Consider the following 17,893-nt stretch of genomic DNA (forward strand, 5'->3'; position numbering starts at 1 on the left):
GTTTATAGAGTGTCCAGGAGGGAGTTTTATAATAATGGTATCCCGCCGCTATCTGGATTTGAAAAATGGTGATCTGTGATATGATTGCGAGTGAGAGGGAGCGCATATGGAATCTGCAAAATATATGTTGATGCACCGGGATGACGAAGCCGCAGTACTGGAGTTCAACCAGGAGGATGGATATCTTTTTCAGGTTATCGAGAAAAAGAACGAAGATCTTATTCCTATACGCGCAAATAGGAGCACTCTTGACTTTAGATCATGGTGGAATGACAGGGCTGTTCCTAGAACACAAGGTTCGATTCTGAGCTTTCTCCGAGAGCTTGAGATACCAACGACCCAAGCCTATCTGCTGAGAAATTTAGGTTTAGGTCTGAATGACCATTACTGGGTGCGGCCAGAGAAAAGTTCGTTGACCTGGGAGGCCGTCAATCTTTTTGATAATGAGTTTACTTCCCCGGCCACTTTTCATCATCGAAATACGGCAGATTCTAATGCGGTAACGACTTTTTCTCCGGCTGCGTCCACAGGAGGAGAATTGCCGAAGCGATGGGTTGTAAAGGATGGTAAGCGGTATCTGATCAAGGAGAGTTCCGTCCCATTATCCCAGCAGAGTCTCAACGAAGTATTTGCATCTCACATTCATGAGAAGCAAGCTCGCTTTCCATTTGTATCTTATTCATTGGCACGACAAAGCGGATCCTCGAAGTTGGCATGTATCTGTGAGTGCTTTACTTCTAATTTGCTTGAGTATATTCCCGCATGGGACTTGGTGGGAAAGCAGCAGAGGAAGGACGGTGAACCATTATTTGATAGTTTCATCAAAGGGTGTGTTGCTGGCGGGCTGAAAGAAGAAAGTGTCCGAGGTTATTTGGATTATCAGATTGTCACGGACTATCTCTTATCTAATACGGATCGTCATCTGAACAACTTGGGTGTATTGCGCGATACCCATACCCTCAACTATGTTTCCATGGCCCCCATTTATGATACTGGAAACTCGATGTTCTATAATGATCCTTTGTCCGCGCTCTCCAAGACATCTTTGTTTTTCCTAAACGTGAACAGTTTTTATTCCAATGAACGGAAATTACTGGCACGTGTCAATGATTTTGATTGTGTGGATCTCAATAAAATGCCAGAACGTCAAGATGTTGAAACATTCTATGGGAAGGATCAAGGATTAAGAGCTGCGAACTTCAATTCACATATTGCTATCGGATATATGAAAAAACTAATTCTGCTGAAAGAGCTTCAAAAAGAGAAGAGCCTTTCTGGAGTTCTGGAAAAAAGTTGTTCACGAGAACGATAAATAACATATGAAAAATAATAATTAATATATGATGATGGGAGTGAATTAATGGTTAATGAATATTCGGTGAAATCTGAGAAAGATAAACAAGAACCTTTTATTGCCGGAAGCCATCAGGCCGTGTCCAGTCCAGTTCGCAATTTGGGAAGAAGAATCCCGGAAATTCCTTGTGTGTCATGCGGCATTCTCCAGCAGCCGCTTCTGTTCTTGTAATACCGCCACACTGATATAGCTTCTGTCACTCTGGCAGTCTTCCTCATATTCCAGCAGGTACGGCACCTCCAGTCTCAGGTAACTCCGTCTACTGGGAAATATTCCGACCCATTCGTGTCCTCCTGCGTATATTATTGGTGGGTTTTCTACGGCTGTCTGCTTCGTACCAACCGCATGAAGGTATCAAGGGTTATAAGCCATTTTTGCTGTTCAGGCTTATACGAAGCATGTATTTTCTGCGGACTTCAATAACATGGGTTCATGTTGATTATATGACAAAAATGGAATATATTATAAGTATGAAAAAAACAGTCATTATCCATTCTAATATTCATGACTTCATGAAAAAATATGGAAAGCCTGCAATAGCGGAAATTGACAAGGTTGTGGATATTTTGGAAACCATAGGAACAGGTGGACTTTATATCAAATCTTTACGGAATCAGATATTTGAAATTAAGAATGGACGAATACGTGTTCTGTTTTTTTATCATAAGAATAACATCATTGTTCTTGCGTGTGCTTATTTGAAGAAAACTCAAAAAGCATCAACGTCAGAGATAAGAAAAGCAATCGAGATTAAAGGGAAACTTGAAGGAGAAATAAAATGAAAAAAGAGTTTTATAGCCTTGAAGAAACAAAAAAAATGTTTGATATGGATAATCTGGAAGTGAAGAATCTCAAAGAAGAATTAAAAAATGAAACCTATATCATATCTGAAATTCCCCTTTCGGAAATCAGAAAGGCTCAAAATTTAACGCAGGCTGAGCTTGCGGAAAAAGTTGGGCTTTCCCAAACTGACATCAGTAAAATTGAAAAGGGGAAAAAGAGGATAACTATTTCCCGATTGCAGGAATTGGCAAATGGTATGGGAATGGATGTTCACATCACATTTGTTCCCAGATAAAAGGAAAGGGAAGCATTTCACTCGCTACCTTCCTCATTCCAGGCGCGCCGCCCTTTTTGGGGAGGCTTTCCTTTGTCCCCCCTGGCCACAATCGAACCGGTCAGCTGGGCATGGGCCCTCATGTGGAGAACTGCCAGGAGGCTCCCGACGTGATAACAACCCCGTCCTTTCACGACTGTCGGCGACAGCATGGGATTTTCGACATTATAAAAAATGATAAAAGCGGAGCAAAGGCGTATTTACCCTTTATCCATGACCTCGGCCGCCGCCTTGTATAGTGTATCCACCAGAAGCGGAATAAGAGCCACATCCACGCTGGAGTAGGCAATCCGCAGCAAGACTTCCTGCAAAGCTATAGTGCCGATTCCGTAGTTCTCCAACAGGTGCAGACGGAGCTTCTCCGCCTTTCCCGTGAACCTGAAGGACATGAAATAACCCGAATTGAACGACAATGGAATGAGAATGTCCGTAGGCTTCTGCCGTGCTATGGCAGCTTTCATGGCCATATAACGCTCACGCAGAGGCTTCACATTGTTCTCCCGTTGAGTGGCAGTCTCAGGATTCTTCAGGGCATCACGGATGAACGCTTGGGAAACCGTAGGGGAGCAACTCACCGTTCCCCTGACAGCACCGCCTGTCTTTTGGAGCAAAGCATCATACTGCGCTTCACTCATGCCCTTGCAGCCGTAGGTGATGAAGCCCGTGCGGAAACCCCAGACCATCAGCTCCTTGGTTGCCGCATCCCCCTTTACTGCCAGAATATTCTCGTGAGCATCGACCAGATAGGCAAAAAGAGATTGTCTTTCAACTCCGTCTTCATAGACCAAGCCGAAATAAGCATCATCAATCATTGCCAGGATTGTCGTCCCTCTCTCCGCATGACGGACAAGGATATCCGTGATACCCGCAGCTTCAACCGTGGTCGGCGTATAGCCCGTGGGATTGTTAGGGAAGTTGAGGAGAAGTATCACTTTCTTTCCCGCATGGTCGGCAAGTACCGCGTCAAGACCTTTCAGGTTGAAGCCTCCCTGCTCATCATAGAAGGAAAACAGGACGATGTTCGCACGACGCTGTTCTTCCAGTACCATGGAGTAGTTGTCCCAGTAGTAGTCCGGCATCAACACAGTGTCACCCTCGTCAATGAACAGCGAACCAATGGAGCTGATGGCATGGGTCAGGCCGGAGACAACCAATGGCAGGGAAAATGACTTACCCTGTAAGGAGGGATTCTTGTTTATTAAGTCCTCTTTCCACAGTTTCCGGAGTTCAGGAAGCCCCATGGTCGGCGCATACGGGAACACATCGCCTAAAGACACGTCAGGAGAAAAGCGGGAACGGATGGCAGGGAGGAACATGGGCAAACCTTCCGCTGTCGCTATCCCGATTGTCGCATTGATGGCATGTGCCTTCTGTTTTGCCTCCGCAGATTGGGCTATGATGCCTTTCGGGGTGAACATGTGCCGTCCGTAAGAAGACAGGAGGACGTATGCGGATGTACCTTCAAGCGTTTCATTCAGTGTGCGGGCAAGTGGATTCATGGCAAGCCTCTCAATGCGCAAGGATCAGGAAAGTCCCGGCAGGATGTGGACGATGATATCAGGAAGGCATCGTTTTTTCTAGCAGGGGAAAGAAAATGAAGCCTAAAAAACAGGCCATCACTTCTTTACAGGATTGGACAAGGTTCCAATTCCCTCAATGGTGATTTCCACGACATCCCCGCCAGCGAGCGAGCCTATGCCTCCGGGAGTACCCGTCATGATGATGTCTCCCGGCTTGAGCGTCATCACCTGTGAAATGTAGCTGACAAGATAGGCTGGCTTGAAGATGAGATTGGCGGTAGTGGAACTTTGCTTCACCTTGCCGTTCACTCGTGTCTCCAGCGTCACATCGCTGACATCAACGCCGGTCACTACCGCAGGGCCAAGAGGCAGGAAAGTGTCAAAGCCTTTTGCCACAGTCCATTGTCCATGGGGATCCTGGAGGTCGCGGGCGGTGACATCATTGCCGATCGTATAGCCGAAGATATAGGACGGGGCATCTTTTTCACTTACATTTTTGGCTGTCCGGCCAATGACAATGACTAATTCGCCTTCATAGTCGGTTCGACCGCTGAGCCATGTGGGAGGGATGATTTCCTGTCCGGGTCCAATGACGCAGGTGTCCGGTTTTATGAAGATGACAGGAGTGACGGGCAGGGAGGCTTTCATTTCTTCCATGTGCGTGTGGTAGTTCATCCCCACGCAGACTGCCTTTGACGGACTGACGGGGGAAAGGACCGTGACATCGGACAAGGCAAGGGGACTGCCGGACGCTTCCCATCCCTCTCCAAGGAAATTGGATGAAATCGGCTGCACATGGTCTCCGGATACCGTGCCGTACCCAATGGAATTTTTGTAAGAATAACGAATGAATCGCATCATGACTGCCTCCTGTTTGGACTGACTGTATCACATCCGGACGTACTTCTTCCAGAAGGCGCGCTTCATGGGGAATCCCCTGAGGGACAGGGGACGATGACGGACGCGTGCGCTGTCGGATTATGGACGGATTATGGACGAAAGAATGGTGGACGAAAGGCCGGTTAAACAAGTATTCTTGGAGTGATATGACCGCTATAGGAGGAAACACATGAGTATTATCTGGATTATCATTGCCCTTGTTGTCATCGTGGTGCTTTATGCCATCAGCGTATACAACCGTCTGGTACGGCTCCGCAACCAGGGAGAAGAAGCGGAAGCTGCCATTGATGCGCACCTGAAACAACGATATGACTTGGTTCCCAACCTGGTCGAGACGGTGAAAGGTTATGCCCAGCATGAACAGAAGACGCTGACGGCGGTCATTGAAGCACGCAACATGGCCGTCAATGCCACGGGGCTGGAAGCACGCGATGCCGCTGACAAGACGTTCGCATCGACGCTGAAAACTCTGTTCGCTGTCGCCGAGGCATATCCCGACCTGAAGGCGAACAAGGGATTCCTCGACCTCCAGACCCAACTCCAGAAAATTGAAGCAGAACTGCTCAACGCCCGCAAGTACTATAATGCCATCATCAAACAGTTCAACACGGTCATTGAAATATTCCCTTCCTCTGTGATAGCCGGAATGGGTCATTTCACCAAGAAACCATACCTGACCATTGAGGCCGAGGCTCGCGAACGGGTCCAGGTCAAGTTCTGAGCGGGAGGCACGACATGCGCCGTTTTCTTCTTGTGCTTTTTGCAGTGTGTGCTCTGGGAATCGCGCCGTTGGTTGCGGACAATGGTTATAACGTGGAATTTTTGGATATGTCCATTGACGTGATGGATGATGGTCGGTTCGCCGTCAAAGAGTCCTTTGCCCTACGGTTTCTTGAAGGACGCCACGGCATCTATCGGGATATTCCGGTAGGATATGGCACACTCCGCGCCACTGTCACTGATATCAGCGCATCAGTGCCTCTTGCCATAGAAAAAAGCCTCAATTATGTCTCCATCCGTATGGGCGATGAAAACCGCATGCTTAAAGGGGCGGAGAATTTCATCCTGAGGTATGTCTACAATCCTTATGCAACACAAGGGGACGGCAAAAACCAGTACGATGAATTCTATTACAACCTGATCGGTGAAGGATGGACGAGCGATATCCGCGAGTTCTCCGCCGAGATATATTTTCCCAAACCCGTTGATGCTTCCCGCGTCTGGCTTACCCGCGGCTTCTGGGGTTCGACATCCTCTGATGGGATTTCCTGGCAGCTGTCCGATGATGGGATGACGCTATCCGTCCGCGCGTCGGGGTTTACTCCTGACCAAGCCCTTACTGTCCGGGTCGAACTGCCCGAAGGTTATTTTGATTTTTCCCAGGTGTCGTCTTCCGGCGGGACTGCCTTGCTCGTCAACATAGTAGTGGTGATTATCGCGGTGGCAGCGGCTTTCCTTGTCTGGTCTCGCTGGGGACGTGATGACGATCCTATCGTCGTTGTGCGTTTTGAACCGCCGGAGGGCATGAGCCCCATGGATGTCGGATACTGTGCCGATGGACGACTTGATGCGCGTGACATCACATCCATGCTTTTCTTTTGGGCGGACAGAGGATACCTGACCATAGAGGAAAAAAGCAAAAGGGGAAAAAAGACAGTGTTCACGCGGGTGAAGAAACTGGAGAATGCGCCTGCTCATGAGAAGAAGTTGTTTGATGCTTTCTTTGCCTGTGGTACAGACGGAGTGGTCACTATCAAGGACTTGGAAGGGAAGTTCGGCCTGAGCATGGAAGCCGTCCGTTCTGCCCAGGCTGACTATTTCAAAGGCGAGCATGCCCTGAAGAAGGTCAGTTCATCGGTTGCCAGCGGGCTGTCATTGTTTCTTGCCGCTGTTCCAATCCTTGGATACAGCTATGTCGGCGGAGGATTGTACATAGACGGTATGCTCCCGACAGCCGGACTCATCCTTGGCGGGCTCGGACTGCTGTATGCCTTCATCAACGGGGGCGTTATCGCATCCTTGATGCGTACATGGCATATGAAAAGTAACAGGACGCGAGTGTTCTGGATTATCTTTGTCGGCAGCATGGCTTTGGTGTTCGCGGGCGCTGGCGTCATCCTGTCGAGTTTTCTCACCAGCCAGATTTGGTATATATCCATCCTGTCTACCGTGGTGATGATCAGTGGTATCATCCTTATTGTAAGCATTGCCCTTGCCACGCAGAAACGCAGCGCATATGGACAGAAAGTCCTGGAACAAATACTTGGCTATCGGGAGTTCATCGACAAGGTCGAGGTTGACAAGCTGAAGACTCTCATCAATGATGACCCGGAGTTTTTCTACCATGTCCTTTCCTATGCCATCGTGCTTGGTCTTGAAGATACATGGGCGCGTAAGTTTGCATCCATCACGGTGGAACAGCCGTCATGGTATTCCACGTCCGCACCAGTCCATGATGTGTTTTTCTACAGCATGCTGGCTTCACGGCTCAATACGCGCATGACTGCCGCTTCCATTCCGGTTTCCTCCAACAAGAGTCCTTCCAGTCCCGGTTCACATTTCGGCGGTTCGTCATTTGGTGGAAGCGGGTTCTCCGGCGGAGGCTTTGGAGGAGGGGGAGGGCGCTCATGGTAGCGGAAATGGTGGCAGAAATGATAGCAGAAACTGCTCTGCCTGTGGTGGTTTTGCCTATGTCGGGCAAGCGGACAATAAGGAAAAGGGGGATACTATGAGGGAAAATGAAATCATCGCTGCGCAGGAGTTATTGGATGAGAAAGGGCATCTTGTAAACCCCGGATGGTCACGTTCTTTGTTCGCACGCTATGACCAGAGCAAGATCAAGGCCAGTCGCCTGCGTATCAAGGACTGGGATTACTATTATGTAGGTGATGGGCGGAATGTGCTTGCCTTGACGATAGCCGACCTGGGATATATTGGTCTTGTGACAGTGACGGTGATCAATCTGGAAGAAAAGACGGAACACAATGTTACGGCAATGCCTTTATTGCCTTTGGGCAGGCTGGGCGTTCCGGTCGGGGATTTGAGCGGTGATGTACGCTACAGGGATAAGAAACTGGATGTGAGTTTCATCGACAAAGGGGAAATCCGCACCCTGCTCTGTCATGTTCCTGCCTTCAAGGACGGTCAGTCGCTTGACGCGGAAATCACGCTTCACCAGCCTCCCATGGATACCATGGTGATCGCGACTCCATGGAAGGAGAACCCGAAAGCCTTCTACTATAATCAGAAGGTCAACTGCATGGTGGCAGAGGGCATCGTGACAATCGGCAAGGAGAAGATAGCATTTGATCCTTCAACGGCATTTTCCACCCTTGACCGTGGGCGGGGGGTATGGACGTATGACAACACATGGTATTGGGGCAGTGGCAACGGCATTGTGGACGGCTCGCCATTCGGACTCAACATTGGTTACGGATTCGGGGATACATCACGGGCAAGCGAGAATATCATTTTCTTCAAGAATGAAGGGCATAAGCTCGGTCGCTTGACGTTCGGCATCCCTCAGGAAAGCTATTGCAGGGAAGAACTCCCGTGGTCTTTTGTGTCGGAAGACGGACGGCTGGACATGCAGATGAAACCTGTTTACGACCGGCGAGCGTTAATCAAGATAGGCCCTATCCTCAATGACGGGCATCAGGTGTTCGGGGTGTTCTCAGGACATGTTCTCCTTGATGATGGGACGAAGCTTCGTTTCAAAGACATCCACGGTTTTGCCGAGAAGATACACAACAAATATTGATGTGCCCTGGCATAGGGAGTGGCATGAGGAAGTGACCGGCGCACCGGAACGACCTGTAATTGGTTGGCGTGCGCCGATATTTTGCGTGAAAAGCATATAATGCTTTCAGGTTATTTGGTGGTTTTAGACGTTGATGCTGTTTGTTAATTCTGTTTTAAATGTAAAAAATGTGTTTTCTGGGGGAACAGAGAGCGTGGATAAAAGAATGGAGCCGGTTTCCCGGCTCCGCTTGTCACTGGATCGTACATGTGTTAGTGAATTCTTTTAGTCGCGGTAAGAGCGGACAGGGCGGCTCTTGGCAATGGCTTCGTTGACACGAAGGTTGCGGCCGTCGAATTCTTTTCCATCGAGCTGGGAAATCGCTGCGTCAGCAGCACCGTCATCTTCCATCTCAACGAACGCAAAGCCCTTGGGGCGATGTGTCTCGCGGTCAATGATGATGTTGGCACTGGAAACAGTCCCATACTGAGCGAACAGGTCCCGAAGCTGATCTTCGGTGGTGCGGTAATTCATATTACCGACATAAATCTTTTTTGCCATGAAAAGCATCCTCCACAGGCCTATGCCTGTATAAAAAGTGTTATTGCTTTAATTGGCGGCATGCACGGATTTTACCTGTCTGCGGGAATAGACCCAGTGACGGATACTCGAAAGATAGGAAAAGAACCAGCAGCAACTCAAAAACTAAAGCATGCAAACGGTAGCATGCCGTTCAGCCGCTGTCAACGGACAGGGGAGCGACAATGCGAAATTACTGTAAAAAATGCATTTTGACTGTCTTTTTTTGCCTTTTTTTACACGTGACACTCTGATTGGACTGTCTGCTCGTGGACAATACGAATGCGGCAAAGCCGCATGGGGTAGAACAGAAACATACTGAACTCCCAAAGGCGAATGGACTCCCGGTAATGAAAACCATCTCCTGCCCTTGCGCAGGAGGGTAAGGCTGGGGCATGATGATAATCATGGATAGGAATTTTCTTGGCCTTGTCATTTCCGTGGCGTATCTTGCGTTCGTGATAGGTATCGGTTATCTCATCTATATAAGGAAACTCGCTTCGTCAGACGTGGTGAGGAAAGTTGTGCATATCGGTGTTTCCAACTGGTGGTTCGTTCTGGTGACCTGCTTCGATACCCCCCTGTTGCCAGTCATCGGCACGGGTTTCTTCATCATCATGAACGGCTTGGCGACGTGGCACGGCTGGACACAGAAATTCTTCGGCCTAAAAGAGGAAAAGAAGCATCACGGGCTTGTCTATTATCCTGCATCCCTCCTGGGGCTTGTCCTCCTTGTCTACGTAGCGGATTTCCCTCTGCATGCCGCCACTGCGGGCGTGCTTGCCATGGGATACGGTGACGGCATAGCAGGACTTATCGGACATCGCTTCGGTCGGAGGAAGCTCCCCGGTTCTGAGAAGACATGGCTGGGGACGGGGATGATGTTCCTTGTTTCCTGTGTCGTTGTCGCCGGAGTGCTTTTGGCTTGGAATCTTTCCGGCAGGATGTTCGTTCCTGTCATTCTATCGACCGCCTTCATCGCGGCCTTGCTGGAAGCGGTTTCTCCCTATGGGCTGGACAATCTGAGCGTTCCCTTCGGCGTTGCTTTCTGGATGATGATGCCATGGTGGTAGAATACCTCGACTCCCTGCTTTATCAATGGGGGTTCCTTCCTGCAATGCTCATCATTTCTGTCTTCATGACAGGAGTGGCGGTGGTGGCTTACCTGAAAAAACAACTGACCATCTCCGGTACTCTTGCCGCTTGGTGCGTAGGCGTGGTCGTCACATGGTCATTGGGGACAGGAGGGCTGTTCCTCCTCCTTTTTTTCTTTCTCAGCGCAGCTTTCCTTGGCAGGTTGGGCAAGGCTTCCCCCCAGAAGCATACGGCGGTACTTCTACAGCAGAAAGGCGGGCGGCGCGATGCCATGCAGGTATTCGCCAACGGGGGAGCAGCTACAATCGCAGCCCTGTTGTTTTTCGTTGATGGCGGGAGCGGGACTGCCTTGGTGATGTTCGCCGCCGCAGTAGGAGAAGCCGTCGCCGACACGTGGGCGGGAGAAATTGGAATCCTGTCCCGTGAGAAGCCTCGTTCCCTCCTTACGGGAAACCCTGTTGAACCGGGGATGAGCGGAGGCGTTACTTTTTTGGGAAGCATGGCTGCCGTGATAGGTTCCTGTGCCACGGCTGCTGTTTGGATGGTGGGTTGCGGGGCGGTCTTCCTTGGTTATGACTCTTTGGTCTTCCTTTATGCCGGGATAGCCACGATATGCGGCATTGCAGGATGCTTTCTCGACAGCTGGCTTGGCGCGACGTTGCAGGCCCATTACGAGGATTCCATCACCGGCTCATTGACTGAAAGGGAATCAAGCAGAGGATTGCCTAATCGTCTGATGCGGGGACTGAAATGGCTGGACAATGACATGGTTAACCTAATTTCCAATTTTTTTGCCGCTGCGGCGGCATATGCCCTGTCACTTTTTGTTTGAGTTTTCTTTAACGTTTTCTTTGATAATTTATTACTTGAATATCGGAGAATTTATTTGTATGTTACGTAACGGTGGATTTGCATACGTCAGGTTCACTGATTGTGCTGCCAGCACTGTTGCCAGCACAAGGCAAAGAAAGTAATGAAAGTTTTTGGGAGAGGTGTGTAAGATGGCAAAACAGCTTCAGTTTAATGAAGAGGCACGTAGGTCTCTTGTAGCCGGTGTCGAAAAGATTTCCCGCGCTGTGATGACGACGCTTGGACCGAAGGGCAGGAACGTCCTGCTGGATAAAAAGTTCGGGGCTCCCACAGTGACCAAGGACGGAGTATCCGTCGCACGGGAGATAGAACTGGAGGATCCGTTTGAAAACATGGGTGCCCAGTTGCTTAAGGAAGTCGCGACAAAGACAAACGATGTCGCTGGTGACGGCACGACCACGGCCACCGTACTTGCTTGGTCCATCACCAAGGAAGGCATGAAAAGCGTTGCCGCGGGCGTTAACCCCATGGGCATCCGCCGGGGCATTGACAAGGCAGTCGCCGACGCCATCGTGGAGATTAAGAAGCAGGCCAAAGTGGTGAGCAGCAAGGAAGAGATTTCCCAGGTCGCCGCAATCAGCTCCAACAACGACACTACCATCGGCGATGAAATCGCGAACGCCATGGAGAAGGTCGGACAGGACGGCGTCATCACCATCGAGGAGTCCAAGACCATTGAGACGACCACTGATTTCGTCGAAGGCATGCAGTTTGATCGCGGCTATCTGTCCGCGTATTTCGCCAACAACCGTGACACCATGACTGCGGTGCTTGATGATCCTTTCATCTTGATTGTCGATAAGAAGATTTCCTCCATGAAGGATTTGCTCCCTGTTTTGGAGAAGGTCGTGCAGGCTGGCAAACCCCTGCTCATCATTGCAGAGGATGTCGATGGAGAGGCTTTGGCCACCCTGGTGGTGAACAGCGTCCGTGGAACCCTGAACGTTGTGGCTGTCAAGGCTCCTGGCTTTGGTGATCGCCGCAAGGCAATGCTGGAAGACATCGCCATTCTGACCGGTGGAGAGGTAATCAGTGAGGAACTTGGCCTGAAACTTGAGAATGCTGATCTTTCCCAGCTGGGACGTGCCAAGACTGTCAAGGTGGAGAAAGAGAATACCACAATCATCAATGGTTCCGGCAAGGCTGCCGACATCAAGGACCGTATTGCCCAAATCAAGGTGCAGATTTCCGATACGACCAGCGATTATGACCGCGAGAAACTTCAGGAGAGACTTGCCAAGCTGTCCGTTGGCGTTGCTGTTGTCAATGTTGGAGCGGCTACCGAGGTCGAGATGAAGGAGAAAAAGCTCCGTGTCGAGGATGCCCTGAACGCTACCCGCGCCGCTATTGAAGAAGGCGTGATTCCTGGCGGCGGTGTCGCCTTGGTTCAGGCTGCCAAAACTCTGGAGAAGACTGACCTTTCCAAGCTTCCTGAAGAGGAGCAGGTCGGTTACAAGATTGTGCGCCGCGCCCTTGAGGAACCTATCCGCCAGATTGCGGAGAATGCTGGTCTTGATGGTTCGATTATCGCTGAGAAGTGCAAGAACTCTGAGCAGGGCATAGGATATGACGCCAATGCCATGAAGTGGGTCAAGATGGTTGACGCAGGGATTATTGATCCCGTGAAGGTCGCCCGCAGCGCCCTCCAGAACGCCGCCTCAATAGCGGCGCTCATCCTGACCACCGAGTGTGCGGTCACCGACATTCCGGCTCCTGAGCCAGCAATGCCCGCAGGCGGTGGAATGGGAGGCATGGGCGGCATGATGTAAGCTGTCCCAACCGGTTCTGAAAAGAGTCATGGAACTTATTCTGTGACTCTTTTTTTGTATCAAGGAATACTTTAGACAGTCATCGGACGAGTCATCGGATGAGCCTCGGCAAAACTTGACGCGGCTTGTCCTATCGTGATACTTTGTACATCTACTGAACGGCCTGCCGGGGAGAGCCTCCACGTGGGTCGGCTAAAGCGAGGAATCAAAACATGCATGCATTGATAGCAGCTCTCGGAGCGTCTGGCGCCAGTGGTTCGCCTTCTGGAGGCAGTTCCATACCGACCCTTGTCACCTTTGGTCTTGTCGCCTTCATTTTCTATTTCATGATTATCCGTCCCCAGAGGAAACGTGACAAGGAAGCCAAGAACATGATCGCCGCCATTAAGAAAGGCGACCGTGTCGTCACCATCGGCGGTATCTACGGAACTATTGTGACGGTGAAGGAGAACACAGTTGTCCTGAAGGTTGATGATAATGCGCGGCTTGAGTTTGCCAAGTCTGCGATTTCCAGCGTCGTCAACAAGAAAGTCGAGCCTGTGTCCGAAGCCAAGGAGTCCAAGGAGACGAAAGGCAAGGAAACCTTCAAGAAGAAAGACGAGGCTGAAGATGCTGTCATTGTGGAAGACAAGGCTCCAGCTCCTGCTGCCGATGATGTACAAACCGCAGAAACCGCGGATGCCACGAAAACAAAATAATAAATCTCAGGCTCACAGTCATTCTTGGAGAGTAGCATGAATAAACGAGGACGTTTGGTAGTTGTTCTTCTGGTTGCAGTGCTGGCGGTGGTCTTTCTTGTCCCCACCATCACATGGTATGGCTTCATACCCCAGGAAACAAAGGATTTGGCATTGAGTTCGGTTGCCCGTATCTCCGATTACGCCGGAGAGAGGGGAAAGGCCGACTTAGATGAATTATTGGGGCTTGTCGATAAAAATGAGAACGCCTTGCTTCCCGCTGAATACGCTTACCTGAAAGATAGTGTGAAATCTTGGTATGCGGATGCAGGGAAAGCTGTTCCCTCCCCGTGGACTGTCGTGGATGTATTCCGCACACAGCCCAACGCCGATGCCATGCAAGCTCTCCTTGAAGCGCATTATCGCAACGAGATTCTGGAGGTTCGTGATTCCAGCCGACGTGTGATTAAATTAGGGCACGACCTTGTGGGCGGGACTTCCGTCAGCTTGAAAGCGGATTTTGCCACTCTTGAAGAATCCTTGGGTCGTTCGCTCTCCGCTGTTGAAAAGTCTGATATCCTCCGCCGTTCCGCGGAAATACTCCGCGACAGGCTTGATGCCTTCGGTCTGGCGGAGCCTTCAGTGAACATCATCGGTGCTGATACCGTCACGGCTGTCATACCGGGCTATGCCGACACTGATAGCTTTGCAGGATACCTGGCAGGCAAGGAATCTCTTTCCTTCCGTCTGCTTGACGCTTCTCTTTCCAACCAGATTGTTTCTTATTATAACAGTAACCCTGATGCAATGTTTGACGCTGATGGAAACCTTGCGCAGCCGGATACGCTTCCCGCAGGCAAAAAGGTCGTCGGTTTCTATTACACGGATAATTACGGGTCACAGTTCCTGTATGCACCGTATGTAGTAGATGAGGAAAGCGCGCTGGAAGGAAAGTATGTTGAAAATGCCTTGACCTATGCCGGTACTGCCAGCACCGATGCTGGAGTGCGTTTCAACCTTGATGCCACGGGCAGCGATATTTTCTATAAACTTACCTCGGCGAACACCAACGCCTATTATGTGGTTGAGTTTGATGGAAAGATTATTGCTCCTCCCCAGTCCATCACGACCGGTATCCGTGGTTCCGTCGCTGTGCCCGGCTTCCCCGCGTCAACAGCCAATGAGTTGGTTCGCGCTCTGAGTACGGATGCCTTCCCTGTTGCCCTTGAAGTGACGGGAGTCCATGCTGTCGGACCTTCCCTCGGACTCAAAGGAGTGACCACGGGAATTGCCGCTGCTGTGGGAGGACTCCTGCTTGCGCTGGCTCTTATGTTCGTCGTGTATAATGTTACTGGCTTGGCTGCCAATGCTTCCCTTTTGTTCAATGCTCTGGTTTTCCTTGCTGTGCTTTCGTCTCTCGGCATAACGTTCACTGTGGCGGGACTGGTGGCAGCGGCCATCATCCTGCTGGTTTGCCTTGATGCACATGTTGTGCTCTTTGAACGAATCAAGGAAGAAAAGGCCGTAGGCAAGACTGATCAGGCGGCAATTCGCAGCGGCTACGCCAAGTCGATGACAAACATCGTGGAAATCCATCTTGTCCTCCTTCTTGTCGCTATTGTCCTGTCCCAGATTGGAAGCATCGCCCTTGAAGGGTTTGCAATCATCCTTGCGATTGGTCTGGTGAGTTCCCTCTTTTCCGTCCTGTACGTGACACGACTCATTCTTGATGCCACCGTGACGGAACGAAAGAGCGCGAAACTGCATATCAGCTGGAGGAGAAACTAATGGCAACAAAAACTCTGTCGGTTGTTCGCAACCGGGTCATCATCCGTATCGCGACAGCCCTTCTGTTGGTTGCGGCTTTGGCGGGTATCGTACTGGCTGGTTTTGCCGGCTCTCAGGATGCCGGTACAGTAAATGTATCCCAAGTCCATTTCAGCAATCTTGTCGTAGGCATTGTAGTCTCTGCTGTCTTGGTTACGGCATTCATGTGGTTCCGCTTCAAGCTGCCTGGGGCGCTGGCTGCCTTGGTTGTACTTGCTTTTGATGTTGTCCTTTCCATCGGGCTTGCTTCATGGCTTGGTTTTACCATATCTTCCGCGATACTGGCAGCCATTGTCGGCATTGCGTTCATTTCGCTGGTGAATTCCACTGCTTTCTTTGACAAGCTCAAGGAGAAGGGCAAGGTTTCGGCTGATATCCCCTTTGCCGTTATCGTGGATACAAGCATAACGGCAGTTCTTCCTCGTATTGCCGTAACGACTTCATTAGTCATTGCCATGGGAATCATCATACCGTTGGCTTTGCCTTCCGGCGCAGCTCATGACGCTGCGGTTCTTCTTATCGGCGGGGCAATAGTGTCCGCTTTCTCCGCTGTCTTCCTGACACCGATTAAAGTGCTGGCGTTCTCTGGCCACAAGGCAGTGGACAAGCATGTCAAGGTAATTGGCGGGACCTCGGCGGAAGAAATTGAAAAGGATGAAGCCATTGCTCCGGCAAAGACTTCGTTCACTGTGTCGGCACCTGTAGCGGAACGCAAGCTGAAAGGGAAACGCCACGAACGGAAATAAACGTGTTCAGCAGTATTTCCCTTGGACACCATGATGAAAATATGAAATGCACCGCCGCGGGACTTCCTGTGGCGGTGTATCATTCCAGGGAGGAATGAAGATGAAACTGGTCATGGCGCGGGCAATGGGTTTTTGCAACGGAGTCAAGAGAGCCATCACTGTTGCCTCTGCTGCCCTTGCTGCGTCGGGGAACGCTCAAGGCGTGGCTGTCACTGGCCCGTTGGTGCATAATCATCAGGTGACTGATGCACTGGAAGCCCAAGGGTTGCATGTCCTTGAAACCGATGATGAGATTCCACCAGAAACTACACGGGTCGTAATTCGTGCCCATGGCATCACAGATGCACGAAGAAAGAAACTGGAGTGTGCTTGTCTGGATATTTACGACGCAACGTGTCCTCTGGTCTCCCGCGCTCAAGATGTCATTCGTACCCAAGCAGGCAAGGGGCGTCATATTGTGGTCGTCGGGGTTCCGTCCCATGGAGAGACGGTCTCCATGATGGGAGTTGACTTTCCTGATGGAACGCCGATTCACGCTTCCCTTGTTTCCTCGGTGGAGGGTGTCGCTTCCTTGCCGGTCGATAAGGCTTTGACAGTGATGGTTCAGTCAACCTTTCCCCAGAAGGAATGGAATGTCATTGAAAAAACCTTGAAGGAACGGAGCTTCTTCCAAGATGTAGAATTTGGCAATGCCATTTGTCCAGCTTCTGTTCAACGTCGCAAGGCGGTGGAAGAGCTGTGTGATTCCTGTGATGCCATCGTCGTCATCGGTGGCCGCCACAGTTCCAATACCGTTGCCCTTACGGAAATCGTGGCAGAAAGGAAGCTTCCCGTCTTTCATGTAGAAAATGCTGACGAAGTCCCTGTTCTCATAGTAGGATATAAAATAGTAGGCATCACCGCGGGAGCTTCAACTCCCAAGGACGTGATTACCGCTGTATGCTCGAAGTTGCGTTTTCTTGCGGACAGCCAGACAACCACGTCCCCTATGGATTCCGCTCTGTCGTGATGCCAAGGAGAGACAATGATTCATAAAACCCTGGGTCCGATTCCCGTGCCGACAATCAAGCGTTTGCCCTCATACCTGCGTGTTGTCAAACAATACAAGAGTGAAGGCGTCAAATGGGTGAGTGCCACCATGATTGCCGAGGAACTGAGATTGACGCCTATCCAAGTACGCAAGGATATTTCCTGCACCGGAATAGAAGGCCGTCCCAAGGTGGGTTTCCAGATAGACGACCTGATTGATGCCATCATCTATAATTTAGGTTGGGATAATACGACGGATGCCATTATTGTAGGCGCCGGTCATCTTGGACAGGCGTTGGCCGGATATGAAGGCTTTGATAGTTACGGTTTGAGGATTATCGGAGCATTCGACCATAATAAGAAGAAAGTCGGCGGACACATAGGCAAGGTCGAGATATATCATGTCGATACCATGGAATCCTTTGTCCTGAATAACCGCATACGTCTGGGAGTCATCGCCGTTCCCGCGAAAGCTGCGCAGGATATCGCGACCCGGATGGCGGACTGCGGAATCCTTGGCATATGGAACTTTGCCCCCCGCGACCTGAAGGTTCCTGACGGAGTGATTCTCCAGCGAACCGATCTTGCCACTAGCTTTGCCGTAATTTCCGCGAAACTGAGGCGTGAGATTAGCGTCGGGGAATACTATGCTCCCATCATTGATGACTGAC

General features: G+C 50.5%; 17 protein-coding genes. 14 read left to right on the plus strand and 3 right to left on the minus strand.

Going from position 1 to position 17,893, the window contains the following annotated elements; all coding sequences use genetic code 11:
• Positions 1–106: 106 nt before the first annotated feature.
• The 3 genes from SPICO_RS09620 (at position 107) to SPICO_RS00985 (ending at position 2,432) form a co-directional block, all read left to right on the plus strand.
• Positions 107–1,312, plus strand: a complete 1,206-nt coding sequence (locus SPICO_RS09620) for an excisionase (protein WP_013738830.1) — start codon at positions 107–109, stop codon at positions 1,310–1,312.
• Between the two features lie 485 nt (positions 1,313–1,797).
• Positions 1,798–2,136, plus strand: a complete 339-nt coding sequence (locus SPICO_RS09625) for a type II toxin-antitoxin system RelE/ParE family toxin (RefSeq protein WP_013738832.1) — start codon at positions 1,798–1,800, stop codon at positions 2,134–2,136.
• Positions 2,133–2,432 carry a helix-turn-helix domain-containing protein gene (locus SPICO_RS00985; protein ID WP_013738833.1) on the plus strand — a complete coding sequence of 100 codons (300 nt, stop codon included), beginning with the start codon at positions 2,133–2,135 and terminating at the stop codon, positions 2,430–2,432. Before SPICO_RS09625 ends, SPICO_RS00985 begins: the two co-directional genes overlap by 4 nt.
• Positions 2,433–2,671: 239 nt before the next feature.
• Here the strand turns inward: SPICO_RS00985 and SPICO_RS00990 are convergent, their stop codons facing one another.
• Positions 2,672–3,970: an aminotransferase class I/II-fold pyridoxal phosphate-dependent enzyme gene (locus tag SPICO_RS00990; RefSeq protein WP_013738834.1), complete on the minus strand. Its 1,299-nt coding sequence runs from the start codon at positions 3,968–3,970 to the stop codon at positions 2,672–2,674.
• A 117-nt stretch (positions 3,971–4,087) separates the two neighbouring features.
• Entirely contained in the window at positions 4,088–4,852 is a 765-nt protein-coding gene (locus tag SPICO_RS00995; RefSeq protein ID WP_013738835.1) for a fumarylacetoacetate hydrolase family protein, read from the minus strand.
• A 208-nt stretch (positions 4,853–5,060) separates the two neighbouring features.
• Here SPICO_RS00995 and SPICO_RS01000 point away from each other — a divergent pair, with 208 nt between their 5' ends.
• From SPICO_RS01000 to SPICO_RS01010, 3 genes are all read left to right on the plus strand, one after another.
• Positions 5,061–5,612, plus strand: a complete 552-nt coding sequence (locus tag SPICO_RS01000) for a LemA family protein (protein WP_013738836.1) — start codon at positions 5,061–5,063, stop codon at positions 5,610–5,612.
• Positions 5,613–5,626: 14 nt separating this feature from the next.
• On the plus strand, positions 5,627–7,525 hold the full coding sequence (locus SPICO_RS01005) for a DUF2207 domain-containing protein (protein WP_013738837.1): 1,899 nt from the start codon (positions 5,627–5,629) through the stop codon (positions 7,523–7,525).
• 94 nt (positions 7,526–7,619) lie between these two features.
• Positions 7,620–8,651, plus strand: a complete 1,032-nt coding sequence (locus SPICO_RS01010; protein ID WP_013738839.1) for a DUF2804 domain-containing protein — start codon at positions 7,620–7,622, stop codon at positions 8,649–8,651.
• 264 nt (positions 8,652–8,915) lie between these two features.
• Here SPICO_RS01010 and rbp read toward each other — a convergent pair whose 3' ends face one another.
• Positions 8,916–9,191: an RNA-binding regulator gene (gene rbp / locus SPICO_RS01015; RefSeq protein WP_013738840.1), complete on the minus strand. Its 276-nt coding sequence runs from the start codon at positions 9,189–9,191 to the stop codon at positions 8,916–8,918.
• A gap of 413 nt (positions 9,192–9,604) precedes the next feature.
• Between rbp and SPICO_RS10345 the strand changes: the two genes are divergently transcribed.
• From SPICO_RS10345 to SPICO_RS01055, 8 genes are all read left to right on the plus strand, one after another.
• Entirely contained in the window at positions 9,605–10,282 is a 678-nt protein-coding gene (locus tag SPICO_RS10345) for a diacylglycerol/polyprenol kinase family protein (RefSeq protein WP_013738841.1), read from the plus strand.
• Complete coding sequence (locus SPICO_RS01025; protein ID WP_013738842.1) at positions 10,273–11,136, plus strand: DUF92 domain-containing protein; 864 nt, start codon at positions 10,273–10,275, stop codon at positions 11,134–11,136. Before SPICO_RS10345 ends, SPICO_RS01025 begins: the two co-directional genes overlap by 10 nt.
• Before the next feature lie 169 nt (positions 11,137–11,305).
• Positions 11,306–12,943, plus strand: coding sequence for a chaperonin GroEL (gene groL, locus SPICO_RS01030; protein ID WP_013738843.1), 1,638 nt, complete (start codon positions 11,306–11,308; stop codon positions 12,941–12,943).
• Between the two features lie 212 nt (positions 12,944–13,155).
• Entirely contained in the window at positions 13,156–13,641 is a 486-nt protein-coding gene (gene yajC / locus SPICO_RS01035; RefSeq protein WP_013738844.1) for a preprotein translocase subunit YajC, read from the plus strand.
• A 36-nt stretch (positions 13,642–13,677) separates the two neighbouring features.
• Positions 13,678–15,408 (plus strand): protein translocase subunit SecD, encoded by a 1,731-nt coding sequence (secD, locus tag SPICO_RS01040; protein WP_013738845.1) that lies wholly within the window; start codon positions 13,678–13,680, stop codon positions 15,406–15,408.
• On the plus strand, positions 15,408–16,193 hold the full coding sequence (locus SPICO_RS01045; protein ID WP_041394939.1) for a hypothetical protein: 786 nt from the start codon (positions 15,408–15,410) through the stop codon (positions 16,191–16,193). Before secD ends, SPICO_RS01045 begins: the two co-directional genes overlap by 1 nt.
• 94 nt (positions 16,194–16,287) lie before the next feature.
• Positions 16,288–17,202 (plus strand): 4-hydroxy-3-methylbut-2-enyl diphosphate reductase, encoded by a 915-nt coding sequence (gene ispH, locus SPICO_RS01050; protein ID WP_169310034.1) that lies wholly within the window; start codon positions 16,288–16,290, stop codon positions 17,200–17,202.
• 15 nt (positions 17,203–17,217) lie between these two features.
• The gene (locus SPICO_RS01055) at positions 17,218–17,892 is read left to right on the plus strand and encodes a redox-sensing transcriptional repressor Rex (protein ID WP_013738847.1); all 675 of its coding nucleotides are present in this window, start codon (positions 17,218–17,220) and stop codon (positions 17,890–17,892) included.
• The last annotated feature ends 1 nt before the right edge of the window (position 17,893 follow it).

The sequence above is a fragment of the Parasphaerochaeta coccoides DSM 17374 genome (assembly GCF_000208385.1).
GTDB lineage: Bacteria > Spirochaetota > Spirochaetia > Sphaerochaetales > Sphaerochaetaceae > Parasphaerochaeta > Parasphaerochaeta coccoides.